This window comes from Microcoleus sp. B7-D4 (genome assembly GCF_036705125.1).
In the GTDB taxonomy this organism is placed as follows: Bacteria; Cyanobacteriota; Cyanobacteriia; order Cyanobacteriales; family Microcoleaceae; genus Microcoleus.
The window spans coordinates 27,018-51,654 of record NZ_JAUBTT010000025.1 but is presented as its reverse complement, the minus strand read 5'-3'; the positions used below and the strand labels follow the sequence as shown (position 1 = coordinate 51,654).

The window sequence follows — 24,637 nt, the reverse complement described above, 5'->3', positions numbered from 1 at the left end:
GATGTTGTTTGGGAGGGACTAATGATAAATATAGAAGAATATGTCGATCGCACGGCCGAACTGATAAACTTACCCTTAGACCCGGAACACCGCCCCGGTGTTGTGGTAAACTTCGAGAGAATAGCTGCGATCGCCCGACTCGTTACTGAATTCCCTTTACCCCCAGAAGTAGAAGTCGCGCCGGTGTTTGAACCTTAGATTTTTAACCGCAGATGAGGGCAGATGAACGCAGATGAACGCAGAAGTTTTTTAGATAAGGCGGATGCGGTTGCTACGGCAGCGGCTGTTAAATGTGGTAAGGTTACGGCTACAGAGGCGGTAAGTGCTGCTTTGGAACGGATTGCTGTTAAGGATAAAGCTTTTAATTGCTTTACTGCCATCACTGCATCAAGCGCACTCGCAGCAGCCGAAAATATAGATAATTCGATCGCAAATAACCAAAACCCAGGCCCTTTAGCAGGCGTTCCCTTCGCAGTCAAAAACCTGTTCGACATCGGCGGAATTACTACTCTAGCTGGGTCAAAAATCAACGCTGACAATCCTCCGGCTACCCAGGACGCGGCGGTGGTCGCCCGACTCAAACAAGCTGGGGCTGTACTCGTAGGTACGCTCAACATGGATGAGTACGCCTACGGTTTCGTCACGGAAAACAGCCACTACGGGCCCACTCGCAATCCCCACGATACTACGCGCATCGCTGGCGGTTCCAGCGGCGGTTCCGCAGCAGCAGTCGCCGCCGGTTTTGTACCCATCACTCTCGGTTCTGATACTAACGGTTCCATCCGCGTACCGGCTGCTTTGTGCGGTGTCTTTGGGTTTAAGCCTACTTACGGCCGTTTGTCCAGGGCTGGCGCTTATTTATTTTCGAGTAGTTTGGATTGTGTGGGGCCGTTTGGGCGATCGATCAGAGATATGGCGCTGCTGTACGATATCCTGCAAGGCCCTGATTCTCGTGACCCAGTTTGCACTCAACGCCCGCCAGAACTTTGTTCGCCGCAGTTAAATCAAGGTATCGAAGGATTGCGAATTGCTGTTGCTGACGGGTATTTCGCCACAGGGGCCGAACCGGAAGCAATGGATGCTGTAGAAATAGTTGCTAAAGCCTTGACAAATGTCTTAGATTGTGGTATACGGACAGAAAAAACAACAAACCCCCCAAAAATAGGGGGGCTTGCGACTGTCAGCATACCGGAATCCGATCGCGCCAGGGCTGCTGCATTTATCATTACCGCCTGCGAGGGCGGAAACTTGCATTTAGACAATTTGCGATCGCGCCCTCAAGACTTCGATCCGGCGACGCGCGATCGCTTTTTAGCGGGCACCCTGATCCCTGCGACTTGGTACTTGCAAGCGCAGAGATTCAGACAGTGGTACCGCGATCGAATTCGCGAAATATTCCAACACACAGACATCATCCTCGCACCCGCAACCCCGATAGCTGCCCCTGAAATTGGCGTCGAGAAAATGGTAATAGCCGGACAAGAAATCTTAGTGCGTCCCAATCTCGGACTGTTCACCCAACCCCTATCATTTATTGGCTTGCCCGTTCTTTGCGTGCCCGTACAGCGGCCCGGCGCTTTGCCCTTGGGGGTACAAATTATTGGTGCTCCCTACAGCGAAGCGGTGATTCTCCGAGTCGCTGCGGTACTAGAATCGCAAGGCATTATATCTGCCGAATCAATTTAGTGCTAATAATTCTAGGGTTTGTTGTTGCGGTGGAAGCGTCTCTTAGTCCTTCTGGCAATAGCTTTGCGCTTCTGCTTTTCCAACGGGGTTTCAAAGTGGCGGTGCTTTCTCATGTCGGGGAAAATGCCCGCTTTAGAAACTTGTCGCTTAAACCGTCGCAGGGCTGACTCAATCCCTTCATTTTCGCCTATTACAACTTGGGTCATTATTTCTCCTTTTGTTCGGTAGATCAAGTTTTATCATATCAAGCTTTTTGGCCGCGCGACCTGTTGAAGGTCGGGCGATCGACCAAAACCCAAAAATCATACCAGAAAATTGGTTCGTAGTGAGGACTTCAGTCCTTCTTTTTTGCGGACTGAAGTCCTCACTACAAACCCAAATTTTCCTAGTGAGGAATACAAGTCCTGCTTTTTTGCGGACTGAAGTCCTCATTGACTACTGACTACTGTCAACTGACTACTGACTACTGACTACTGACTACTGACTACTGTCAATTGACTACTGACTACTGACCAACTGATTTTCCTGCCGCAGGTAAGCTTGAATAAACGGGTCTAATTCGCCGTTCATTACATCTGCGATGGCGGTTGTTTCCACTCCAGTACGCAAATCCTTGACCATTTGGTATGGGTGAAAAACATAATTGCGAATTTGGTTGCCCCAAGCTGCCTCTACCATGTCGCCGCGAATCTCGGCAATTTCCGAAGCCCGCTGTTCCTTAGCAACCACCAACAGCCTAGCCTTGAGTAATGCCAGAGCTTTTTCCTTATTTTGCAACTGACTGCGTTCTTCTGTGCAGCGGACGGCCAAGCCGGTAGGAAGGTGAACGATGCGGACTGCGGTTTCTACCTTGTTAACATTTTGCCCGCCCTTGCCGCCAGCGCGGGAAGTCGTGATTTCCAAATCCTTTTCGGGAATGTCCAACTTGACGGATCGATCGAGAATTGGCATCACTTCAACGCCAGCAAAACTGGTTTGACGCTTGTCATTAGCATTAAAAGGCGAAATTCTGACCAAGCGGTGAGTGCCTTTTTCCGATCGCATATAACCGTAAGCGTAGCGGCCGACAATTTCCAAAGAAGCCGATTTAACACCTGCTTCCTCTCCCTCGGAAATTTCCATTAAATGTACTTTGTAACCTTGACTTTCCCCCCAGCGGGTGTACATCCGCAGCAGCATTTCGGCCCAATCTTGAGCATCCGTGCCGCCGGCCCCGGCGTTAATTGTCAAAACAGCGCCGCCTTCGTCGTAGGGCCCAGATAGTAATTGTTGCAGTTCCCACTGGTCGAGTTCGCGGGTTAACTGAGAAAGACTCGATGAGGCTTCTTGGAACAGGGACTCATCGGCTTCTAACTCCAGCAGTTCTAAAATAGCTTTAGCATCTTCCAAGCTCGTTTGCCAGCCGCGATATTGGTCTAAGTGAGATTTGAAGTCATTAAGTTCTTGCAGGGTTTCTTGGGCTCGATCTTGGTCGTCCCAAAATGCTGGTTGGGCGCAGATTTGCTCTAAATCTTGAATTTTCGCTGTAAGTGCGGGGATGTCAAAGATAGTCCTGGGTTGCACCCAGTCGATCGGACAAAGTTTCGATATTGTGTTTGATGTCTAGAACTTCCACTGTTAGTTCTCCGGCGTTGTGGGGTGTATTTTTGAGTTTAGCTGAAATTTTGCTCTAAATGTGCAAATCAATTTTTCAGTAGCACACCAGCTTTGATAAATGAGTCAAGTTTGCCGTCGAGCACCTCGGCGACGGCTGTTGTTTGGATTCCTGTACGCAGATCCCAAACTTTGCCCTGGTTCGCGCTGTCGCTGGCAAATTGATATTCCCGAATTGGTTGGTTAAGGACTGTTTTTAGGATCTCGCCCTGAATATCTGCAAGCTGTTGAACTCCTTGTCTTTGCATAATAGCAAACAGTTTGCTGGTGAGAACCGCCAAAGCCTTTTTTCTATTTTGCAATCGACTCCGCTCCTCCCCAGATATTGCAGAAATACCAGTAGGAACATGAACAATCCTCACCCAACTTTCGAGTGGGTCACTACTCTTCAGGTTGCTACGAGGCAAGATTATTAACTCTAAATCCTGCTGTGGAATCTCCAGTTCCACATACATGGGCACAACTTCCACCGTCGCTGAACTCGCCTGCTTTCTGGTAATATTAAAAGGCGATGTACGTTTCAGTAGATGCACTCCGGTTTCTGACTTTAGATAGCCGTAAGCGTAACGTCCCTCTATTGCCAAAGTTACAGAATTAACTCCTCCTCTTACCAAAATTGCAGAATTAATTTCTAGATACTCCAATAGGGAACCTTCAACATCCGCAACTTTATAGCCTCGGTTTTCTCCCCAACGATAATACATTCTCCGCAACATTTCTGCCCAGTCTTGAGCATCTAGGTCATCTATTGCTGTATTAATTATCAGGTAGGCTCCATTTTTGTCGCAAGGCCCGCTCAAGGATTGCTCTAATTCATACTCTTCGAGAGAGCAGTTAAGTTGAGCTAAATTAGTTTGAAGTTCTTGCTCTAATTCCTCGTCAGCTTGAAATTCGAGTAACTCCAGTGCTGCTGTAGCATCTGCCAAAATTGTTTGGCACTGGTTGAGTTTTGCCTGGTAGGATTGGAGTGCGTCTAGTTCTTGGAGTAGCCGTTCGCCTGTATTGATGCTGTTGCCCGATTTCGGCTGTGCTGCTAGCTGTTGTAACTTTTGGCTCTCGGCGGTTAATGCTGAGCTAAAGACAGTCTTGTAGACCCGTTAGGCGATCGGACAATGTTTCGATGTTGTGTTTGATGTGTAGAATTTCCACTGTCAGTTCTCCGGCGTTGTGGGGTGTATTTTTGAGTTTAGCTGAAATGTTGCTCTAAATGTGCAAATCAATTTTTCAGTAGCACACCAGCTTTGATAAATGAGTCAAGTTTGCCGTCGAGCACCTCGGCGACGGCTGTTGTTTGGATTCCTGTACGCAGATCCCAAACTTTGCCCTGGTTCGCGCTGTCGCTGGCAAATTGATATTCCCGAATTGGTTGGTTAAGGACTGTTTTTAGGCGAGCAACCTGAATGTCTGCAAGCTGTTGAACTCCTTGTCTTTGCATAATAGCAAACAGTTTGCTTTTGAGAAGCGCCAAAGCCCTTTCTCTATTTTGCAATCGACTCCGCTCCTCCCCAGATATTGCAGAAATACCAGTAGGAATGTGAACAATCCTCACCAAAGTTCGGACTACACACCTCACGTAGGGAGGAGGCAAGATTATTAATTCTAAATCCTGCTGTGGAATCTCCAGTTCCACATACATTGGCACAACTTCCACCGTCGCTGAACTCGCCTGCTTTCTGGTAATATTAAAAGGCGATGTACGTTTCAGTAGATGCACCCCGGTTTCTGACTTTAGATAGCCGTAAGCGAAACGTCCGTCTATTGCCAAAGTTAGAGAATTAACTCCTCCTATTTCCAAAATAGCAGAATTAATTTTTACATACTCCAATAGGGAATCTTCAACCAACATAACTCTATAGCCTCGGTTTTGTCCCCAATGAGCATACATTCTCAGCAACATTTGTGCCCAGTCTAGAGCATCTAAGTCATCTATTGGTGCACTAATTATCAGGTAGGCTCCATTTTTGTCGCAAGGCCCGCTCAAGGATTGCTCTAATTCATACTCTTCGAGAGAGCAGTTAAGTTGAGCTAAATTAGTTTGAAGTTCTTGCTCTAATTCCTCGTCAGCTTGAAATTCGAGTAACTCCAGTGCTGCTGTAGCATCTGCCAAAATTGTTTGGCACTGGTTGAGTTTTGCCTGGTAGGATTGGAGTGCGTCTAGTTCTTGGAGTAGCCGTTCGCCTGTATTGATGCTGTTGCCCGATTTCGGCTGTGCTGCTAGCTGTTGTAACTTTTGGCTCTCGGCAGTTAATGCTGAGCTAAAGATAGTCTTGTAGACCCATTAGGCGATCGGACAAAGTTTCGATATGGTGTTTTATGTGTAGAATTTCCACGGTTAGTTCTCCTAGTTGTGGGCTGCATTTTTGCAGTTTAGCAGAAATTTCGACATTTCAGCAATTAATCCGTGTATCCGTGTCCAAATCCGTGTTGTGCCTTCCTTCTTAGATATACTGCGAACCTGTTGAATTGAAAGTTTTACCGCATTCGTGAGCACATACGTCCAACCTTTTAGAACAGGAAAAACTTTTTGTGAGGTCTTCGCGAAACCAATCTCTGGCGATCGCATCTTTCACCGATTGAGTTCTGAGAGAATTAAAACCATTTCCGTACTTTTCAATTAAAGCCAGCATTTGCGGTCTGTAAGTGTGGTTATAAACAGCGTATTTAGTATGGCTTACCCAACAGCAAGGCCAGAGTTCCGCTTCAAAACTGATGAAAATCTCTTTGCTGGCTTGAGTTTGACAGCTAATTTCTACATTTCGGTAGTAATTGTTTAGGCTACCAAATTTTTCTACCGCTTGGATAAATTGGTCTCCCTGGGGATTTTTATATTGTTCCAACGATGGGGGTTGAAGTTCTTCGCTGGCTGGCTTTGATGGGACAGAAGGAGTTGGTTCTGGTGCTTGAGAGGTTTCGATAGCTATGGCTTGATACCAAGCATAATTGGCTTTTTCTGGTTGCCCCAACTGCGTCAACACTTTAGCTAAATTGCGATAAGCTCCGGCAAAATTGGGTTTAAGCTCGATCGCCTTTTGGTAATAAGCACTAGCTGGCTGCCACTGTTGCTGTTGAGCATAAAGACTGCCGACATTAGCATAAACTTCGGGAAAATTAGGCTGAATTTTGAGGGCCTTGGCGTAACAATCTGCTGCTGCTTGCATCTTCCCCAAACCTTGAACAGCATTGCCTAAAGTTTTCCAGGCTGCTGCAAAATTAGGTTGAATTTTTAGGGCTTGTTGGCTGGCTGCGATCGCCTCTGAGAGCTGTCCTTGTCTCAAACAGTCCTCAGCTTGTTTGTGCAACCCAACAGCGGTCTGTGTTTGATTTTGAGGGGCTGACGCATTAGTTTTTGCTGGTTGGTTGGGGCGATCGCTCTTAGCCTCTACCTGAGAGTTTTCTGCCTTCTGAGGCTGTTGATTTGCGGACTCTTTCTCATAAATCTCTTTCGCCACAAAACGAGAGGTTGCTTTCGGTACAAACTCGACAAATCCTAATTGTTGGGCTAAATCCCGCGCTGCTTCTACTTGGTGCTGGTTGTGTTCAAAAATCAAGTAGTGCCATACAGCTTTTCCGCCTGCTTGGATAAAGGCATTAACCGACTGCATTATCCTGTCCCAGTTGGTATTTTGGCGGTAAATGCTGTTAGTATCTGCCAAGCCGTCGATACTAAAAGTTACGCTGTCGTTTTCTCCTGTCATCGCCTTTGCCAGGGCTTGCCACCAGTCGGGATTGCGTCCGCTACCATTAGTATAAAGCCCGATTTGAGGAACTCCCATGCGGTGCAAATACTCGATCGCCGGAATTGTGGTATTGCTAGTCATAGCATCGCCGTAGTTGCCGCACATATAAACCAAATCCAACTGAGAGCAAAACTCTTGTGGGAAAATTCTCTCAATATCCTCCATCTTTAATTCTGCCCCCGGCAAAATCGGGTTGTCGGTGCGGGGACACTGCGGGCAAGCTGCATTGCACCTGGAGGTAATTTCTACGCTGACTCTCCTGATATCTTCATATTTTAAGTACATGAGTTTTCCCCAATTAATTTGTGATTAATATTGAAATCGCGATCGACAGAATTAGATAACAAGACCTTTGATAGAGTGATTAAAAAGTAACATTATACTTCATGTCTGTCGCCTGCGGACATGATATAAGTTTTTTAAATAAGGGACAGAGGACGCGATGACGACTATCTTGGTGGTAAATCTTAATCAAAAACCGCGGCTCGATCGACATCGAGCCGCGGTTTTTTTAAGCTAAAGTTTCAATTAATCCCGGCCGTTGAGAGCAATCAGCAGGCGCAGAATGAAAATGAACAAGTTGATGTAGGTCAAGTACATCGACAGAGCGGCGGGCAAATACTGGTCGTCGCGGTAGGTGCGGGGTAATATGTAAAAATCGACGATCGCAGCGCCGGCAAATATAAACACGCCGACGCCAGAAATCCCAATTTCCAACCAGGTTGGGGTGTAGACGCCAAATAGAGAGAGCAGAAACTGACCGCCAACTACGACTAACAAAGCAATGACACCTAAACTGATAGTTTTGGTGAGGGCCATGCCGTCTTCTTCAGAAAGGTTGGAGCCAATTTGGCGGGCGGCGATGAAGGTAATGCCGCATCCGAGTGCGGCAAAAGCGATGCCGGAGATGCCGACACCTTGGGTTCTGAGGGCTGTAAATACCAATCCGCTGAGGGTGTAGCCGGAAAGCAGGCTGTAGGTTGCCAGCAGGGGCAAAGCGGTATTTTTGTTGCCTTGTTCGGCGGCGGCGCGGGCGACGAAGAATAGAATTAATTCTACGACGATCGCAGCGATGAATGTGGGGAAAAAGATCCCGGGATAGTTACGAATCACTCCGAGGCCGCCGTAGGTGCCGACAGCAGTTAAGACAAGTCCGCCGCCCACGAAGGGGAGAGCGTTGGAGATGACGTTGGGGCCTACTAGCGCGTGGTTTTTGGCCTCGCGCACGGCTTCGCGGAAATTGCTAGTGTTACTCACGAGGATTTACCTAATGTTGGCTGAGAATTGCTATCTCTATTTTGACAGCTTTACACTTTGTTTGCAAAACCTGAAAGAGTTTAAAGATTTGATAAAGAAGGGGGGTGAAATCACTCCCAAGCAGGGATCGATTGTTTATAATCGACTGCGTACAGGTATGTGTCGTGTCGCTGTCTCGCAGCGTTGCGCGTCGCGGCAAAGCTATAATTGAGGTTAAAGGGCCGGCGCTATCTGCGGCCAGGGGCCAGCTTAAAGTCTATCAGATCGCAGATAGCTGAAGTCAATCAATTTTGGATTGGGGATTTACGATTGGAGATTAAGGAGTATATGCTAGAGACAGGGGCCACAGTTGATTTTAGGTTTTTGATTTGCGACTTAGTTGAAACTAGGGGCCAGAAACTTCAATAATCTAAAATCTAAAATCTAAAATCTAAAATCTAAAATCTAAAATCGGTTCCGTTAATGGCTAAGGTAGCTTAGACAGAGGATACCCGGAAAATTAATGAATAGATCGAGTTCTATCGACAAACTGCTAAATAGGTAATGTCCAATGACCACATTTTTTGAGCGCAAATTATTGCCACCTACAGCCGGGATTTTATTGGCTGCCGCCGCCGTTATCTCCGGCGGTCAAGCTGCCGTTGCAGCTAATTTCCGAGCCGTTTATACCGCTACTTCAGGGCAGGGTTCAGAATATTTGCTGCTGGCCCAGAATAGCGGTCAACTCCCCCAAGGTACAAATTCTTCCAGCCAGAACCAGGCAACGCCAAGCCGGGAGTCTCTCCCCGCCAGAATTCCTGAGCCTTCGACGGTGGTAGGGTTGGGTTTAGTTGCGGGTTCGCTGGCGCTGACTCGCCGGAGAGTGAGAGTTAAAAATTAGACTTTGGGCAAAAAGTCTAATTTTTGGATTTTTAACCGCAGATAAACGCGGATAAACGCAGATAAATCCGGGTATCAGGATTTTAGCCGATCGCGTCGCGCAGAGCATTTTTAGTCATAGCTGCGATCGACTGTTCGGTAGCTTTCGGCAAGTGATAGTATTTCCCTCCAGAAGTCTTGGCCAATTCCTTCGCAAAGCCAGTCGAAATAAACTTGCTCTCGGTATCAATCACCAGCAACTGCATTCCCAACCCACGAATTTTGGCAGCAATTTCTAACAATTCCTTTTTAATATCAGGCTTTTCTCCTTCTACAATCGGTTCGCCCAAAGAACGAGCCAAAGGAATATTACCGCGTCCGTCAGTAATGGCGACAATCGCAACTTGACCGATATCTCCAGACTGCCGCGCGTTGACTCCCACCCGCACTGCTTGAGTCAAACCGTGGGCCAGGGGAGAACCGCCACCGCAGGGCAAACGTTCCAAACGCTTGCGGGCTAAGGCTATGGAGCGAGTGGGCGGTAGCAGCACTTCTGCTTGTTCTCCGCGAAAGGGAATGAGAGCAACTTGGTCGCGGCTTTGATAAGCTTCTGTGAGTAGCTGCATGACTGCACCTTTGGCCGACTGCATTCGGTTGAGGGCCATCGAACCCGAAGCATCGACGACAAATACGACTAAAGCTCCAGCTTTTCTGGCCAAGCGCTTCGCCCGAATGTCTCCCTGTTCCACAAATACACGGCGTTCAACCCCCCCTTGCCCCCCGTTACTAAGGGGGGGTTGACTCGCCTGTTGCCCCCCGTTACTAAGGGGGGGTTGACTCGCCTGTTGCCCCCCGTTACCAAGGGGGGGTTGACTCGCCTGTTGCCCCCCGTTACCAAGGGGGGGTTGACTCGCCTGTTGCCCCCCCTTACTAAGGGGGGGTTGGGGGGGGTTAGAATTCCTGTCGCGACGGGCTTTTTGGTAAGGTGCGGCGGCTCGGAGGGTAGCGTCAACGGCGATGCGGCGGACGGGGCCTTTGGGTAAGACTGGCTTGACGTAACGGCCTCTATCTTCGGAGAAAATGGTGCTGCGGCTGCCCGATTTGCCTTGTTTGTTGGCGGATTGTTGGGCGAATAAAAGCACGCTGGGGTCGAGAATTACGCCTTCGGGGTCGAAGAGAAATTCTTCGGGAATGGTATCTTTTTCTGGTTCTTCTTCAGGTTCCGGGTTGTCTTCATCCTCTTGGTCTTCTTCGTCTTCTTGCTCGTTTTCTGGTTCGTCTTGTTCTTGTTCTGACTGCTTTTGGGGAGGCGGTGGAGGGGGAGGAGGAGGAGAGTTTTCGTCTGGGGGAGTTTGGATGATGGTGGCGCGGGGTACGATGACTAATTCTACGGCGCGGCGCAGGTCTTCGGCGTTAACTTCTGTGCGTCCTTCGATGGCGGCGGCGGCTTTGGCGACGCGGACTGCGAATATTTCGGCGCGGTGTCCTTGAACGCCACCCCGGATGGCTTCTTCTACTAGGTAGGCAATTTGTTCGCGTTTAATACTGACATCTTTGAGCCATTCTCTGGCTAGGATGATTTGGGTTTTGAGGTTGTCGGTGTCTTCGCTGTATTGATTGAGAAATTCTTGGGGGGATCGGGAGTAGGATAAAGCTTGTTCTACTGCATAGACTCTTTCTTCTAGTTCGAGTGCTGCGTCGGCTGAAAGTACGATCGCGATGCGATCGAGCAAATGTTCTCTCAGCGGCCCTTCTTCGGGGTTGTAGGTGGCGATAAATAGAGGTTTGCAGGGGTGTTGAAAGCTAATTCCTTCGCGCTCTATTTGGTTGCGTCCTTCGGTTAATACTGTTAGCAATTGGTTGGAAATGTTGTCGTCGAGGAGGTTAATTTCGTCAACATAAAGTACGCCTCGATTTGCTTGGGCCAAGAGTCCGGGTTGAAATACGGTTTGGCCGAATTTTACTGATTGTTCGACATCGACGGAACCTAAGAGTCGGTCTTCGGTGACACCCAAAGGAATTTGAATAAATGGTGTGGGAATTATTTCAGTATTTAAGGAATTAGTATCGGTGGTGTGGGCATCTTGCCCGCCATTTTCTGGTAACAAGCCTGATGCCTGTTCGGCAATAATTTCATTAGGTTCGGCGTTGCAAAAAGAATCTTTAACAATTTCAATGGGTGGCAGTAAGGAGTGCAAGGCGCGGGCCATTACTGATTTTGCTGTACCGCGGCGGCCTGCGATCGCAACTCCTCCCAATCCGGGATCGACTGCTGCTAACAGCAGGGCTAATTTGATTGCTTCTTGCCCGACTACGGCGGTGAGGGGAAAGGCTGTGGTGGAAGGGCTAAGGTTGGCTGCAGGCATAGGATTTTCGGATCTAAAAATTTGAACTTAATGTTTAGCTTACTTCTTGGAGGACTTTAACTTCTTGGGGCAGAATCACGGTAAAAGTTGAGCCGACTCCTATTTCTGATACTAGCTCGATTTTGCCTTGCAGCAGCGAGACGAGCCGCGATACTATTGCTAATCCCAGGCCAGTGCTTTCGGTGGGAAAGAGCTGTTTGCCTGCTTCTCCTGCTTGAAAGAAGGGGTCAAAGATGCGCTTTGTATCTTCGGGGGCGATGCCAATGCCGGTATCTGTAATTGCGATCGCCCAATTTCCTTCTCCAGCAGGGCGGCAACTTAATTCAATGCTACCAGATTCTGTATAGCGAATGGCATTGCTCAACAGGTTGATCAGAATTTGTTGCAGCCGCCCAGAGTCGGAGATTACTTGTGTTGGGCCGCAGTCGCTGGTAACAGCGAGCTTTAATCCTTTAGCATCAGCAATTGGCTGCATTATCTCTAGTACGGTGTTAATTACAGATTGTACATTAGTTCGCTGCAGGTTAAGTTTAATTTTTCCGGCATTGGCACGAGAAAGTTCTAGTGTGTCATTAATCATGCGAAGCAACTGTCTGCCGTTGCGTAATACTCGCTCGATGTGTTCGATGCCGGGGAGGGTATCTTTGATTTCAGATTGCCATTTTTCTTGGCGCAAAAACAGTTCGGAATAACCAATAATTGAGTTGAGAGGAGTTTTGAGTTCGTGAGCTAAATGGTAGACGTTTTCTTGATTGACGCTGACGAGGCGATTGAACTCTTGATTGGTGAGTGTTAACTGAGTTTGGATTTGGTGAAGTTCCCGCATCCTCTGATCGACGTAGCTATTGAAACACTGGGCAATTGCTTCGTCTAGTACGGCATCTATCAGCCGAAAAGCTCTGAATACGTCTGCGACGCTTCCTGCTAGCAATTCGGCTTCTAAGTGGGAGAATATTACTTGACGCAATAAATGGTATTCGCGGGCTACTTCTGCGGCGTCGTAGCCTTGTTCTGCTCTGAGAAATCCGTGATCTAAACTGGCTTCAATTATTAGTTTTATTTCGCTGTTTTGATATTGGGAAAGCACTGTGACCATCGCCGCCAGCAGGTGAGGTATGTGATTTTCGATTGCTGAGTGCGGTAAGGCGTCAGCGGTTTCAATTTTCCGATCCTGACGAACTGCTTCAATCCAGTTTTTGACGATAGTATCGGTTTTGTCGGCGAGCACTTGGCTGTAGTCCATGATGTCTGCGTGGGGGTTGAGTTTGGCAGAGATTGCCTATGCTTCATTGTAGTTGAGGGATCGCCCGATCGCCATACCAAACTTCTGGCGATCGCGACCCTGCCAAAAGAAGTAGTTTTGAGGTGATTTTTTCCCTGTGCCGGATCTCTCTCTAGGGGTCGATCCCAGCGTGTTGCTACGATAATCAGCCCTTCAACCTATTGACAGAAGAGCCATAAAGTAGTACATTGCCTCACACTAATAGTTTTTAATTTTAAGTATTAAATTGTTCAGGGGAATAAATGGAAAACGTACAAGCTGTGATTGCTGCAACAACATTTATATGTGTAATTTTCTTAATAATTACAGAATGGATACACCTAACAGTTGCGGCATTTCTGGGAGCAGTGATTCTGGTGTTTACCCACGTGATGACGTTAAACAACGCGATCGAATATATCGGTCGGAGTCACGCCACGCTGGGCTTATTCTTCGGAGTCATGGTAATGGTGAGAGCCTTTGAGCCTACCAAAGTATTTGAATACTTGGCAACTCAAATTGTGCTTTTGGCTAAAGGCAAAGGCAAAAATCTCTTGCTGGGTGTTGTCGCGATTACTACGCCAATTTGTGCAGTTTTGCCCAATGCCACGACAGTCATGCTGCTAGCACCATTAATTCCGCCAATGGCAGAAGAAGTAGGTGTAGATTTTGTGCCGTTACTGATTTTAATGGTATTTGTGGCTAACAGTTCGGGACTGCTGACAATCGTGGGCGATCCGGCGACATTCATTGTCGGCGATGCTATTAACATGAGCTTTGCAGATTACCTGCTAAAGTTAAGTTTGGGCGGGGCGATCGCAGTAGGAGTGATAGTAGTTATGTTGCCTTGGCTGTTCCGCGAAATTTGGCACAAGAACTTAGACGATTTGGAACATTTGCCCCACCCGAAAATCAATCACCCGCGAGTTTTAGTAGTAGGCGGCTTAATTATAGCTTTCGTGCTGACTTTTTTTGTAATAGGAGAGTCTCTGCCCGTGCCTATTTCACCGGCAGCCGTTGCTTTGTTGGGGGCTGCTTTGGCAATGCTTTTAGCTCACCATTCCCAAATTGATTCTGTTAATAATATTTTGCGTGATTTAGATTGGAGCACGCTGCTATTTTTTATGTCTATCTTTGTGCTGATTGGCGGTTTGGAAAAAACCGGAGTCATCGCCAGTATATCTGGAATATTAGCAGTGATTTTAGGTAAGAATATTTTTCTGGGATCTTTAGTTTTGTTATTTTTTGTGGGTTTGATGTCCAGTGTGGTGCCAAATATTCCGCTGGTAGTGGCGATGGTGCCGCTGCTAAAACAGTATGTTGTCAATGTCGGGCTTGCACCGGCAGAAGTGCTGGCGCCGGATTTTGCAGGGCAGTTTCCACCTGCTGTGCTGCCGCTGTTTTATGCGATGATGTATGGAGCAACTTTAGGCGGAAATGGCACTTTGGTAGGAGCTTCTTCTAATATAGTGGCGGCGGGAATTTCTGAACAGCACGGACGCCGGATTTCTTTTCAAACTTTTCTGCGTTACGGGCTTCCTGTGATGGCGGTGCAATTGGTGGCTGCGGCTGTTTATGTAACTATTCGGTTTCTGATTTAAAGAAGTCATTAGTCATTAGTCATTAGTTATTAGTCATTAGTTATTAGTTATTAGTTATTAGTCAGTTGTCAGTTGTCAGTTGTCAGTTGTCAGTTGTCAGTTGTCAGTTGTCAGTCAACAGTTAACAGTCAACAGTTAACAGTCAACAGTCAACAGTCAACAGTTAACAGTAATCTAAACTCCATCCAATTCTAAGGGGAAAATTACAGTGAAGGAGGTGCCAACTCCTACTTCAGAAACTAATTCGATTTTACCTTGCAAGAGGTTGACTAATCGAGCGACAATTGCTAGCCCTAAGCCGGTACTGTCAGGCATCACAGAACCCAGGGAGTTGTTGGCCCGAACAAATGGCTGAAAAATCCGATCGCAGTCTTCTGAAGCAATGCCAATGCCTGTATCGGTGATGCAGATACTCCAATGTTGGTCTGGCAATAATTCGGTTTTTATGGTAATATTACCAGCTTGAGTGTAGCGAATGGCGTTGCTCACCAAGTTGGTGATAATTTGCTGCAAGCGCAAGTAATCTGTCATAACTTGATCGAGAACTGGATCGCACTCAAGGGCGATCTCTAAATTTTTGGCTTTCGCCAAAGGCTCGATTATTTCGACAACAGTGCCGAGCGCCGATCGCACATTTGTAGCACTTAGCTGCAAATTTATGCGTCCCGTGTCGTACCGCGAGATTTCGAGAGTATCGTTAATTAATCTAAGTAATAGTCTGCCGTTGTTGAGGACTTTATCAATATGTGCCAAATTGGGAGCCGAATCTTTAACTCTAGGATTGTTTATTTGGCGCAAAAACAATTGTGAGTAGCCAATAATAGAGGTGAGGGGGGTTTTCAATTCGTGAGCTAAGTGAGATATATTCTCTTGACTGGCGCGAAGTAAGCGACTCAGCTCTTGATTTGTAAGTTGCAATTGGTTTTGCAACTCCTGTAGTTCTTGGAATCTTGCCTGGGTATAGGTTTTGAAACAGTCAGCAATTGCTTCGTCGAGGGCAGTGTCAATTAAGCGATAAGCTCGGTTCACTTCAGCGGCTGAGCCTTTTAGCAATTCTGGCTCTAAAGCATCGAAAATTACCCTCCGCAGCAAGCGGTATTCCCGCGCAATTTCTTGGGCATCGTAGCCTTGCCCGGCCCTGACAGTCCCGTGGTCTAAACTTTCTTGTATGACTGTCCGAAGGTCGCTGTCTTCTGATTCGGACAGCATAGTTACCAGCGCATGCAGTACGATGGGAAGGCTGTCGCGCACGGAATCGTAGGGGAGTTGCTTGGCGGTGCCGATTTCCTCGTCGCTCCGAACAGCTTCGATCCAGTTTTCGGTAATTATATCAATTTTATCTTGTAGCGCTTGGCTAAAATCTATCATGGCTTTTATATAAATCAAGTAAGCGATCGTAATTTTATATTTCTAGATTACTTTAATCATTAGCTTTTTGAATTTTCTCTCAACTTTTGGCCTCTGTCGCACTCAAATAGCTACTCCCCAAGACCTATTGACAATATAATACGCTCGTGCTAGCTTAAGTTAAATTGGCTTAAAACGTCAAGCCTAATCCAGCGCTGCGGAATCAAACCAAGCGTGTGGCTGGAGCGGAGGAACCAATTTTCGGGGCGAATCTCTACAGAATTAAAAAGCAAAGTTAAAAAGTGCCAAATTAGAGTGTAATTTTTGATTTTGAAATCTAAGGAGAAGGACATCTCTCAGTCCTAGCCCGTCAGCTAACTTCGCAGGCATTGAGAAGAGACTGAAAAGCCAAATGTTCTGAAAAAGATTGTTTGGCTTCGTCAGTGTCTCAGGTTGGTATTGTTCAAGATTCTTGTACCTGCCCTGACTCTGAAGGAGATAGAAATGTTCATACAGCTTAATTTATCTGCGATCGCACTTGCAGGAGTTGCAACGTGGAAGCGTGTAAAACCCGTTGTCATCCGAGATGCAGTTTTGTTACCTGCTGCGGGTTTTTTGGGAATTATTGGCTTGTGGTGGATTGTTGCCAGCTTCAACAGCGATTTGATTCCCACTCCCTATCAGGCGTTAATCGCTAATTTAGATTACATATTCCATCCATTTTATCAGCGCGGGCCTGGAGATTTAGGCATTGGCTGGCTGCTGCTAGCGAGTTTGCGACGGGTGTTGGTGGGATTTTTCCTGGGTGCAGCAGTGGCGATTCCCGTGGGATTTCTGATCGGGATGTCGAAACCGGCAATGATGGCGCTCAATCCGCTGATTCAAATCTTCAAACCGGTGTCCCCGCTAGCTTGGCTGCCCATAGCTTTATCGATTTTTAATTTAGCAGAGCCGTCGGCAATTTTTGTCATATTCATCACGTCTTTGTGGCCGACAATTATCAACACAGCTTTGGGAGTTTCTAGCGTTTCCAAGGATTATCTGGATGTGGCGCAAGTGTTGGAGATGCCGCGCTGGAGGCGGATTACCAAAATAATTTGGCCGGCGAGTTTGCCCTACATTTTTACAGGTTTGCGGATTAGTTTGGGGATTGCTTGGCTGGTGATTGTGGCGGTGGAAATGCTGACAGGCGGTGTGGGAATTGGCTTTTTTGTCTGGGATGAGTGGAGCCGTTTGAACCTGAGTTCGGTATTTTTAGCGGTGTTTGTAATTGGCATAACTGGATTGTTGCTCGATGCTGCTGTTGACAAAATTCAGGAATTAGTAACGCATCGAGCAGTCAGCAGTCATTAGTCATTAGTCATTAGTCATTAGTCAGCAGCGAACAGTTAACTATCAAGTGTCAACTGTAAGGTGCGTCGCTCATGGATGGTCGATTTTTGTTTGTGATGGTTGGTGGCGACGCACCCTACAACTACAACTTCAAATCTAAAATCTAAAATCTAAAATCTAAAATTGTATGAGTGACAAGTTTTCCAATGAATGGAAGCGCCGCGAGTTTTTGCAAGGGATGGGAATGGCGGCGGCGGGAATGGCTTTATCTGGTTGTGCAATTAGCGCGGATCGATCGGCAAAAGGACTCACAGAAGAAGCCTTAGCCGTAAAGCCAGTTGTCGATTCCCGAACCTTAGAAAAACCAGATTTAACCGTAGGATACGTGCCGGTTAACGATTGTGCACCATTTGCGATCGCCTGGAAAAAAGGCTTTTTCCGCAAATACGGTTTAAACGTCCAACTCAACCGCGAAGCAAGCTGGGCAACCTCCCGCGACGGCGTAATCTTCGGCCGCCTCGACGCCTCCCCAGTCGTATCCGGCGCCGTCACAAACGCCCGAGTTGGCGCTGAAGGAGCGCGGCACGCACCCCTGTGCGCGGCAATGACAATTCACCGCCACGGCAACGCCATGACGATGAACAAAGCTATGTGGGATTCCGGTTTGCGCCCGTGGCACGAATACAACGGAAATTTGGAAGAATTTGGCAAACAATTTCGCGCTTTTTTTGACAGCCAGCCCTCGGAAAACAGGGTTTGGGCAGTGGTTCTGAGTTCTGCGATTTACGAATACTTTGTCCGCTACATATCGGCGGCTGCCGGTGTCGATCCGTTCAAAGAATTTCGGGTAATTATTGTGCCGCCGCCGCAGATGGTAACTAATATCAGGATTGGCGCCATGCAGGCTTATATGGTGGCAGAACCTTGGAATACGCGGGCAATTCAAGGCAATTTGGGAGTGGGTTTTACCTTCGTGCAAGGCAAGGAAGTTTGGCTGGGACATCCCGATCGCCTTTTGGGAGTAATGGAATCATTCATTGAGGAAAATCCGAAGACTTATTACTCGCTGGTTAAGGCAATGGTGGAAGCTTGTCAGTATTGCAGCAAGCCGGAAAATCGCAGTGAAATATCGGCGCTGCTAACTGAGCGATCGTTTACGGGGGCGAAACCGAAAAAAGGGGCGATCGACAAATTTACGCGGCCGGCAATTGTTGGCGACTACAACTATGGAGGGTTTGACGAAAAAGACCGCACCATACAATCGGAAGATGCAACTATTTTCTATGACATTCCTAAGAATTTGCCTCAAATACCCGGAAATCATTCAACATTTATGTGGCAGTCTCAGAGTATTTGGTTGATGACTCAAGCCGCTCGCTGGGGACAGATTAAAGGAGTTCCAAAAAATGCTGAGGAATTAGCTAAAAAAGCTTGGAGAACCGACCTTTACCGCAAGATTGTTGCCGAAATGGGGATCGATTGTCCGAAGGAGGATTACCAAGTGGAACCTGCAGAACTTTTCATTGATAAAAAGGCATTTGATCCCAGCGATCCGGTGGGTTATTTGAATAGTTTTGAAATTCGAGCAAACCGCCCTCAGTCTTTTTTTCAGTCTTAATGTTTGAGATGTTGCGCTTTTCCTAATGTCCCGCCAGGGAATTTATTCCCTGGCTAATAGCTAAAGTCGGTTGAAACCGACTGCCCAATTTGAGGATTTAGGCAATAGCCAGAAAAGTCAATTAACACTTTACTATTTTTGAGGAGAATACCGTGAGTCAATACACTTCTACTTCTATCGAAGCCAGCAACCAAGTCAAGAAGCAGCCTGAATTTCTGGAAATTAACAATTTGTTCAAGTCGTATAAAAATGCGGACGGTAGCGAATTTAGCGTTTTGGACAATATCAATTTAAGTATTGGAGAAAACGAATTTATTTCGGTAATCGGTCACTCTGGGTGTGGCAAATCAACGCTGCTAAAAATAGTGGCTGGTTTGGAAAAACAGAGCAGGGGAATGGTGACACTGGAAGGAAAAGAAATTCGCAAACCTGGAGCCGATCGCATGATGGTATTTCAGCACTACGGATTGCTGCCTTGGCTGACGGTGCGGGAAAATATTCGGCTGGCAGTTGATGAAGTTTTGCAAAGTCTTAGCCGCCCGGAGAAGATTAGTCTTGTCAACGAACATCTAGCAATGGTAAACTTAACGGCAGCAGCCGATAAATATCCAGACGAAATTTCAGGGGGCATGAAACAGCGGGTTGGGATTGCGCGAGCTTTGGCGATTCGACCGAAAATGTTATTAATGGACGAACCGTTTGGAGCGCTGGATGCTCTGACTCGCGGCAAGTTGCAGAAACAGGTGCTGGACATCTGGGAAAATCACAGACAAGCTGCAATGATGATTACTCACGATGTGGATGAAGCTATCTATATGTCCGATCGCATTGTACTGATGACAAACGGCCCGGCTGCGACGATAGGTGAAATTTTGTCAGTGCCGTTTGCGCGCCCGCGCGATCGCCAAGAGTTGCGGGAATCCCAGGAGTATTACGAACTCCGCAACTATGCTTTGAATTTTCTCGATCGCTATTTTACCCAAGACGAATAACGCCCGACGGACAGACCAAACAATTCACTTAAGAGAGGTCAAGCCTGTGAATCTCAAAACAATGTTAGCGCGTTTTGAAAGTGCATTGGGATATCAAAACTTAGCAGAAGAAATGGTGTTGCTGCCGGAGCCACAAGCGCAAGGTTCTAAGAAATCAAAAGTTACAAAACAGGCAAAAAGTATCAATTTTATTGTCGGTTACAACAGTTCTCCCAAAAGCCAAACAGCTCTGGACATTACCCTTTGGATGGCGCATCAAACTCGTTTAGTAACAACTAAAGAAGTCACGGTTCAAGTTGTCTACGTGATCGACGAAGCGCCCAAAAGTTACGGAGAAGATACTTGCAAAGTTGCTGTGGGAAATGCCTTGGCTGCCAAGCCGAAAGTGTCGGAGTTAGAGGAAGCATTTGCCCTTAACTGTGCAGCGCCTGCGATCGCTTTACCTCAAACCGAAATCCCATCAATATCCCAGGGAAAAAGTTGGATAGATCCGCCTGATTTGAGAGCAGTTTTTGGTCAAAATAATGAGTACGAGGTAGCAGATAAGTTGCTGTGGCAAGCGCGCTGTTTGGCTGAGGAATGGCGCGGTTTATTCAAAGCTCATTTACGCATCGGGCGGGTTGCTACAGAACTGAGAAATGTGGTTGAATTAGAATCAGCAAATTTACTGTTCTTGGGCTGTGATTCTGGCAACCATCGGCTGGTTAGGGAACTAGGCAATAATTTTCCGTGCTGCGTGCTCGGGATTCCTTCGGCACTCAGCTATCAGATGGATTTTGGGCCTGAAGAAAGTTTGAGCAAGTTGCAGTTGGCGACAACTATACCTGCACATTAAACTTGTTCAGCAGTTACGCAAAACTTCTATATGTAAGGTGTGCACTGCACACCCTACCGCTATAATTCAATACGGTTCAGTTAAGCTCGATCCCCCCTAGCCAAGGGCGGGCACGGGGGCACCGCCCCTACAAGGGGGGGACAAGAAATTACTCTTGCGTCCCCCTTCTTAAGGGGGATGTAGGGGGATCTCCGAGGAATAAATAGTTTTAACCCAAGCGTATTGCGCTATAATTCGCGCGCCAAACCTTTTTTTACCTTAGTCCTATCTCGATGAAAAATTAAAAATAGTTTCCTTGATGGAAGTCCCAATTACGAGACAATTGGGGCTTTTTTTGATTGTTGATCTTTTTAAAATTACAGTCAAATAAAATTCTCGGCACTTATCTGATCGTAGATAATTCGTTAACTAATTTTATCTTTCCTCGGCACACAGAGCGCAGCAGGCGATCGATCGAGCGTTTGTCTTCCTCAGTCAGATTTTCGTCAAAAATAGCAGCCATCAAACCGTACCTATCCGCTAGAGTAATGTAGCCATTTTGATTCACTTCGGCAAACAGCTCGCCCAAAGCAGATGGAATCAGGTGGACAGGAGTTTGCATAGTAATTGACTCTCTACTCGACGATCGCGCGATCGGGCGTTTTTGCAACAACAAAAGGCGATCGCACTATAAAAATTTATAGCTGTATAGCCTTTAAAGGTGTGACAATAAACAGCAAAATTTGTGAAGTAAATCACCTTTAAAGTTGGCGAATTATGATATAGCTTGCAGGTGCGTTTTAGGGAAGAGCGAGCAACTGCAAACTTAATGTTTTCTAAAGATTGAAAATCGGCACTTCCTCCACAGGTTCAGCTAACTCAAACTTAAACACCCGCGAATAGAAATAGAATTCGCCGTCAAGAGTTCTTTTGATATTTTCAGCGCGGCGAAAACCGTGGTGTTCCCCTTCATAAGCAACATAAGCAACCGGCAAACCTTTAGCTTTCAATATCTCTACCATCATTTCCGCTTGATTGGGCGGAACCACTTTATCTTCTAATCCTTGAAAGAAGATAACGGGACAAGATAAACGTTCGGCGGAATGAATCGGCGAACGAGCTACATACAAATCTTTTCTTTCAGGATAAGGCCCGATTAATCCATCCAGATAGCGGGCTTCAAACTTGTGAGTATCCGTTGCCAAAGCTTCCAAATCGCTAACTCCATAATAGCTCGCACCGGCCTTAAATACATCGCGGAAAGTAAGAGCGCACAGCGTAGTGTACCCCCCTGCGCTGCCTCCGGCGATCGCCATTCTTTCGCCATCAACTAAACCTTTTTGAGCTAAATATTTAGCACCGTTAGCGCAGTCGTCAACATCGACAATTCCCCAACTATCTTGCAGTCTTTTTCTGTATTCTCGACCGTAACCAGTGCTGCCGCCGTAATTAACATCGAGCACGGCAAAACCGCGACTCGTCCAATATTGAATTTTCAAATTCATGCTGCTAGAAGTAGCAGCAGTTGGGCCGCCGTGACTTTTCACAACTAACGGCGGTTTTTCACCCGCAGGCGCTGCGAAATCTTGATTTTTCGGGGGATAGAAGAAACCGAAAGCAGTCAAATTGTTTTCCGTGGGGAATTCAATCGGTTCCGGTACAGAAAGATAACCAGAATTGATGCTTAAATTGCTCGATTTCCGCAAGATTTCTAGTTGACTTGTTGCTAAATTCAGTTGTACAATAGCACTAGATTCAGTCGGCGAACCTGCCAAAAAAACAACTGTTTCTCCCCGCCCTTTGATCGACGAAATATCAGTGTAAGGCGTTTCAATTGTTGTCAACTGCTTAGTCGTTAAATCAAGACTCGCTAAATACCACAGGCCTTGCTGAGTGTAGGTGCAAATAATTTTGCTTTCCGAGACAACGGCATAAGTAGACATTCCAAAAACCCACTGGGGAAGTCCGAATTCAGCCGCCATTTCGCACAAGCTGGTTTCTATCTCTGCTTCCCCCCTTACCAAGGGGGGATTGAGGGGGGTTCTAGATTGCCAGCGGTAGAAATTCCACCAGTTCGACTTGTCAGAAACAAAATACAAAACTCCATCGGGCGACCATTCCGGTTGAAAAATCGACTCATCAACCCCGCCAGCAACCAAGTATTTTTCACCTAAAGAACCGTCAGCATTAATTTCTGCTACCCACAATTCTGTGCCATCCCACGGCATATTTGGATGGTTCCAACAAATCCAGGAAAGTAGAGAACCGTCTGGACTTAAACGAGGGGAAGCATAAAAATCATTGCCCTGAGTTAAGATTTGAATATCTTCGCCGTTATCTAAATTAATGCTAACAATAGTATTGACAGGTTCGCCCTCACCTGCATAGTCTTCGCGCACGCAAATCAGGCGATTTCTCTGCTTGTCAACTATCGCATCTGCATAGCGATAATTAGCAGCAGGTGTCAGAGGTTGGGGTTGAGAATCTAATGCTTGAGAGTAAATACGTTGGTCGGCAAAATGAGAAAAATAGACAACACCGCCAGCCACTGCAAAGGAAGCGCCGCCGTATTCGTGAACGCGAGTGCGAACATTAAAAGGATGCGGTGTCACGTCGCTGATTTTACCGTCAGGAGTGCGCCGCACGAGGACGCTTCTTCCCGCTTCCGAAGGTCTTCCCTCAACCCAGTAAATATCATCGCCGTCAATAGCAATTTGTCCGAGTCCGACAGTTCCAGAAACAATTAAATCGGAAGAAATAGGTGATTTCCAAGACCCGTAAGGTGATACTGTATTCATATAGTTGAGGCAGTTGTGTTTCTAGAACAAAAAAATTAATATTTGTACTTTACACTAATTCAGTCACTGGGGAAGCAAAATGTCCAAAAAACTCGTACTAATGGATCACGACGGTGCAGTTGACGACTATCTCTCAGTCGTGTTGCTGATGACAATGGAGGAAGTCGAAACTCTGGGAGTAATTGTAACTCCTGCGGACTGCTACATTCAACCGGCCGTGAGTGCAACGCGCAAAATCCTTGATTTGATGGGGCGTTCAGAAGTTCCGGTGGCGGCGAGTACGGTACGGGGACTGAATCCATTTCCGGTGTTATTTAGGCGAGATTCCTTTGCAGTCGATCGACTTCCCATTCTAAATGAAAAAGGAACCATTGACACGCCGTTAATATCAGAACCCGGACAAAACTTTATGGTACGAGTTTTGCGAGATGCAGCCGTACCAGTCACATTAATGGTAACGGGGCCGTTAACAACAGTAGCGCAAGCTTTAGATATCGCGCCAGAAATTGAAAGCAAAATTCAAGAAATTGTCTGGATGGGAGGCGCCCTCAATGTTATGGGCAATGTTAGCAAAGATATGGAACCCGGACAAGATATGTCGGCGGAATGGAATGCTTACTGGGACCCGATAGCAATCGATAGAATTTGGCAAACACAAATTCCCGTTGTCATGTGTCCTTTAGATATCACGAATAATGTACCGCTGACTGTAGAATTTTCCAATCTCTTAGCAAAACAGCGCAAATATCCAATTTCCGACTTAGCAGGACAGTGTTATGCCCTAGCAATATCTCAAGATTACTATTTTTGGGACATTTTGGCAACCGCTTATTTAGCGCATCCCGAATTTTACCAACTGCGAGAATGGGAAACAGAAATTATTACCGAAGGCATCAGCCAAGGACGCACACAAGTTAAAATAGGAGGGCGAAAAATTCAAGCAATGGATAAAGTAGACACAGCCCAATTTTACAAATACATATTACAACAGTGGGCGAAGTAAAAATCACAATATCTGCTAGAACTGAGCAAAATATCCGTACAAAACCCGCCCCGACACAAATATTCACATTTTCTTCTCTTCCCTCTCTTCCTCTGCGCCCTCTGCGCCCTCTGCGGTAAAAAAAAACTCATCTCAAAAATGCTGCCAATTATATCAATTCTCCCCTTAGCCCAAACCCCTCCCGCACCTCAAGAAATCCTCCAAATCCAAGAAGTGCGACCCCTCCCCGGACAGTTAGACAACATACCAGTATTTAACAGCAACAGCCCCGAATTAGTGCTGCAAGAAGGAATTTTGCTTTCGACATTTCCCCC

21 protein-coding genes and 1 riboswitch are annotated in these 24,637 nt (G+C 46.7%); of the genes, 10 read left to right on the top strand and 11 right to left on the bottom strand.

Going from position 1 to position 24,637, the window contains the following annotated elements; genetic code table 11:
- The first annotated feature begins 21 nt into the window (after positions 1-21).
- The gene (locus tag QUB12_RS12520) at positions 22-198 is read left to right on the top strand and encodes a DUF4089 domain-containing protein (protein ID WP_193974111.1); all 177 of its coding nucleotides are present in this window, start codon (positions 22-24) and stop codon (positions 196-198) included.
- Positions 199-222: 24 nt separating this feature from the next.
- Positions 223-1,686, top strand: coding sequence for an AtzE family amidohydrolase (locus QUB12_RS12515; RefSeq protein ID WP_333142127.1), 1,464 nt, complete (start codon positions 223-225; stop codon positions 1,684-1,686).
- 11 nt (positions 1,687-1,697) lie between these two features.
- Here QUB12_RS12515 and rpsU read toward each other — a convergent pair whose 3' ends face one another.
- The 6 genes from rpsU to QUB12_RS12480 form a co-directional block, all read right to left on the bottom strand.
- Complete coding sequence (gene rpsU / locus QUB12_RS12510; protein WP_006632476.1) at positions 1,698-1,892, bottom strand: 30S ribosomal protein S21; 195 nt, start codon at positions 1,890-1,892, stop codon at positions 1,698-1,700.
- Positions 1,893-2,184: 292 nt separating this feature from the next.
- Positions 2,185-3,301, bottom strand: a protein-coding gene (gene prfB / locus QUB12_RS12505; RefSeq protein WP_333142128.1) for a peptide chain release factor 2 whose coding sequence is annotated in 2 segments (ribosomal slippage) — positions 2,185-3,228 and positions 3,230-3,301 — 1,116 coding nt in all. Because the reading frame shifts where the segments join, the coding sequence is not laid out codon by codon here.
- A 67-nt stretch (positions 3,302-3,368) separates the two neighbouring features.
- Positions 3,369-4,488 (bottom strand): PCRF domain-containing protein gene (locus tag QUB12_RS37575; RefSeq protein ID WP_445300664.1). Its coding sequence is split into 2 segments (ribosomal slippage): positions 3,369-4,416 and positions 4,415-4,488, totalling 1,122 coding nucleotides; the frame shifts between segments, so codons are not numbered across the junction.
- A 67-nt stretch (positions 4,489-4,555) separates the two neighbouring features.
- Complete coding sequence (locus QUB12_RS12490) at positions 4,556-5,602, bottom strand: PCRF domain-containing protein (protein ID WP_333142159.1); 1,047 nt, start codon at positions 5,600-5,602, stop codon at positions 4,556-4,558.
- Positions 5,603-5,777: 175 nt separating this feature from the next.
- The gene (locus QUB12_RS12485; RefSeq protein ID WP_333306984.1) at positions 5,778-7,361 is read right to left on the bottom strand and encodes a tetratricopeptide repeat protein; all 1,584 of its coding nucleotides are present in this window, start codon (positions 7,359-7,361) and stop codon (positions 5,778-5,780) included.
- Between the two features lie 243 nt (positions 7,362-7,604).
- Positions 7,605-8,333, bottom strand: a complete 729-nt coding sequence (locus QUB12_RS12480) for a Bax inhibitor-1 family protein (protein ID WP_333142130.1) — start codon at positions 8,331-8,333, stop codon at positions 7,605-7,607.
- Between the two features lie 550 nt (positions 8,334-8,883).
- Between QUB12_RS12480 and QUB12_RS12475 the strand changes: the two genes are divergently transcribed.
- On the top strand, positions 8,884-9,213 hold the full coding sequence (locus QUB12_RS12475) for a PEP-CTERM sorting domain-containing protein (protein ID WP_333105776.1): 330 nt from the start codon (positions 8,884-8,886) through the stop codon (positions 9,211-9,213).
- An 82-nt stretch (positions 9,214-9,295) separates the two neighbouring features.
- Here the strand turns inward: QUB12_RS12475 and QUB12_RS12470 are convergent, their stop codons facing one another.
- Positions 9,296-11,557, bottom strand: a complete 2,262-nt coding sequence (locus tag QUB12_RS12470) for a VWA domain-containing protein (RefSeq protein ID WP_333142131.1) — start codon at positions 11,555-11,557, stop codon at positions 9,296-9,298.
- Between the two features lie 34 nt (positions 11,558-11,591).
- Positions 11,592-12,800, bottom strand: a complete 1,209-nt coding sequence (locus QUB12_RS12465) for a HAMP domain-containing sensor histidine kinase (RefSeq protein ID WP_333306982.1) — start codon at positions 12,798-12,800, stop codon at positions 11,592-11,594.
- Positions 12,801-13,081: 281 nt separating this feature from the next.
- On the opposite strand from QUB12_RS12465, the gene QUB12_RS12460 reads away from it, so the two are divergent.
- The gene (locus tag QUB12_RS12460; RefSeq protein ID WP_333142133.1) at positions 13,082-14,419 is read left to right on the top strand and encodes an ArsB/NhaD family transporter; all 1,338 of its coding nucleotides are present in this window, start codon (positions 13,082-13,084) and stop codon (positions 14,417-14,419) included.
- 174 nt (positions 14,420-14,593) lie between these two features.
- On the opposite strand, the gene QUB12_RS12455 is transcribed toward QUB12_RS12460, so the two are convergent.
- Positions 14,594-15,787 (bottom strand): sensor histidine kinase, encoded by a 1,194-nt coding sequence (locus tag QUB12_RS12455; RefSeq protein WP_333142134.1) that lies wholly within the window; start codon positions 15,785-15,787, stop codon positions 14,594-14,596.
- A 170-nt stretch (positions 15,788-15,957) separates the two neighbouring features.
- Positions 15,958-16,170, top strand: a riboswitch (cyclic di-AMP (ydaO/yuaA leader).
- A 100-nt stretch (positions 16,171-16,270) separates the two neighbouring features.
- Here QUB12_RS12455 and ntrB point away from each other — a divergent pair.
- From ntrB to QUB12_RS12435, 4 genes are all read left to right on the top strand, one after another.
- Positions 16,271-17,119: a nitrate ABC transporter permease gene (gene ntrB / locus QUB12_RS12450; RefSeq protein WP_333142135.1), complete on the top strand. Its 849-nt coding sequence runs from the start codon at positions 16,271-16,273 to the stop codon at positions 17,117-17,119.
- A 166-nt stretch (positions 17,120-17,285) separates the two neighbouring features.
- Positions 17,286-18,716 (top strand): ABC transporter substrate-binding protein, encoded by a 1,431-nt coding sequence (locus QUB12_RS12445; RefSeq protein WP_333306979.1) that lies wholly within the window; start codon positions 17,286-17,288, stop codon positions 18,714-18,716.
- Positions 18,717-18,868: 152 nt separating this feature from the next.
- Positions 18,869-19,708, top strand: coding sequence for a nitrate ABC transporter ATP-binding protein (locus QUB12_RS12440; protein ID WP_333306976.1), 840 nt, complete (start codon positions 18,869-18,871; stop codon positions 19,706-19,708).
- 46 nt (positions 19,709-19,754) lie between these two features.
- Complete coding sequence (locus QUB12_RS12435) at positions 19,755-20,543, top strand: universal stress protein (protein ID WP_333142138.1); 789 nt, start codon at positions 19,755-19,757, stop codon at positions 20,541-20,543.
- Between the two features lie 382 nt (positions 20,544-20,925).
- Here the strand turns inward: QUB12_RS12435 and QUB12_RS12430 are convergent, their stop codons facing one another.
- Together QUB12_RS12430 and QUB12_RS12425 are read right to left on the bottom strand one after the other, a co-directional pair.
- A complete protein-coding gene (locus tag QUB12_RS12430; RefSeq protein ID WP_190741995.1) occupies positions 20,926-21,144 on the bottom strand; it encodes a hypothetical protein in 219 nt (72 codons plus the stop codon).
- 214 nt (positions 21,145-21,358) lie between these two features.
- Entirely contained in the window at positions 21,359-23,320 is a 1,962-nt protein-coding gene (locus QUB12_RS12425; RefSeq protein ID WP_333306974.1) for a S9 family peptidase, read from the bottom strand.
- A gap of 79 nt (positions 23,321-23,399) precedes the next feature.
- Here QUB12_RS12425 and QUB12_RS12420 point away from each other — a divergent pair, with 79 nt between their 5' ends.
- Together QUB12_RS12420 and QUB12_RS12415 are read left to right on the top strand one after the other, a co-directional pair.
- Complete coding sequence (locus tag QUB12_RS12420; protein ID WP_333142140.1) at positions 23,400-24,323, top strand: nucleoside hydrolase; 924 nt, start codon at positions 23,400-23,402, stop codon at positions 24,321-24,323.
- A gap of 138 nt (positions 24,324-24,461) precedes the next feature.
- The coding region (locus QUB12_RS12415) for a DUF3370 family protein (protein ID WP_333307011.1) at positions 24,462-24,637 on the top strand (176 nt) is incomplete at its 3' end.

What these genes read in the sequence shown, in the direction of transcription:
- QUB12_RS12520 (WP_193974111.1), top strand. Translation starts at nt 22, where the DNA reads ATGATAAATATAGAAGAATATGTCGATCGCACGGCCGAACTGATAAAC.
- QUB12_RS12515 (WP_333142127.1), top strand. Translation starts at nt 223, where the DNA reads ATGAACGCAGATGAACGCAGAAGTTTTTTAGATAAGGCGGATGCGGTT.
- rpsU (WP_006632476.1), bottom strand. Translation starts at nt 1,892, where the DNA reads ATGACCCAAGTTGTAATAGGCGAAAATGAAGGGATTGAGTCAGCCCTG.
- QUB12_RS12485 (WP_333306984.1), bottom strand. Translation starts at nt 7,361, where the DNA reads ATGTACTTAAAATATGAAGATATCAGGAGAGTCAGCGTAGAAATTACC.
- QUB12_RS12475 (WP_333105776.1), top strand. Translation starts at nt 8,884, where the DNA reads ATGACCACATTTTTTGAGCGCAAATTATTGCCACCTACAGCCGGGATT.
- QUB12_RS12470 (WP_333142131.1), bottom strand. Translation starts at nt 11,557, where the DNA reads ATGCCTGCAGCCAACCTTAGCCCTTCCACCACAGCCTTTCCCCTCACC.
- QUB12_RS12465 (WP_333306982.1), bottom strand. Translation starts at nt 12,800, where the DNA reads ATGGACTACAGCCAAGTGCTCGCCGACAAAACCGATACTATCGTCAAA.
- QUB12_RS12460 (WP_333142133.1), top strand. Translation starts at nt 13,082, where the DNA reads ATGGAAAACGTACAAGCTGTGATTGCTGCAACAACATTTATATGTGTA.
- QUB12_RS12455 (WP_333142134.1), bottom strand. Translation starts at nt 15,787, where the DNA reads ATGATAGATTTTAGCCAAGCGCTACAAGATAAAATTGATATAATTACC.
- ntrB (WP_333142135.1), top strand. Translation starts at nt 16,271, where the DNA reads ATGTTCATACAGCTTAATTTATCTGCGATCGCACTTGCAGGAGTTGCA.
- QUB12_RS12445 (WP_333306979.1), top strand. Translation starts at nt 17,286, where the DNA reads ATGAGTGACAAGTTTTCCAATGAATGGAAGCGCCGCGAGTTTTTGCAA.
- QUB12_RS12430 (WP_190741995.1), bottom strand. Translation starts at nt 21,144, where the DNA reads ATGCAAACTCCTGTCCACCTGATTCCATCTGCTTTGGGCGAGCTGTTT.
- QUB12_RS12425 (WP_333306974.1), bottom strand. Translation starts at nt 23,320, where the DNA reads ATGAATACAGTATCACCTTACGGGTCTTGGAAATCACCTATTTCTTCC.
- QUB12_RS12420 (WP_333142140.1), top strand. Translation starts at nt 23,400, where the DNA reads ATGTCCAAAAAACTCGTACTAATGGATCACGACGGTGCAGTTGACGAC.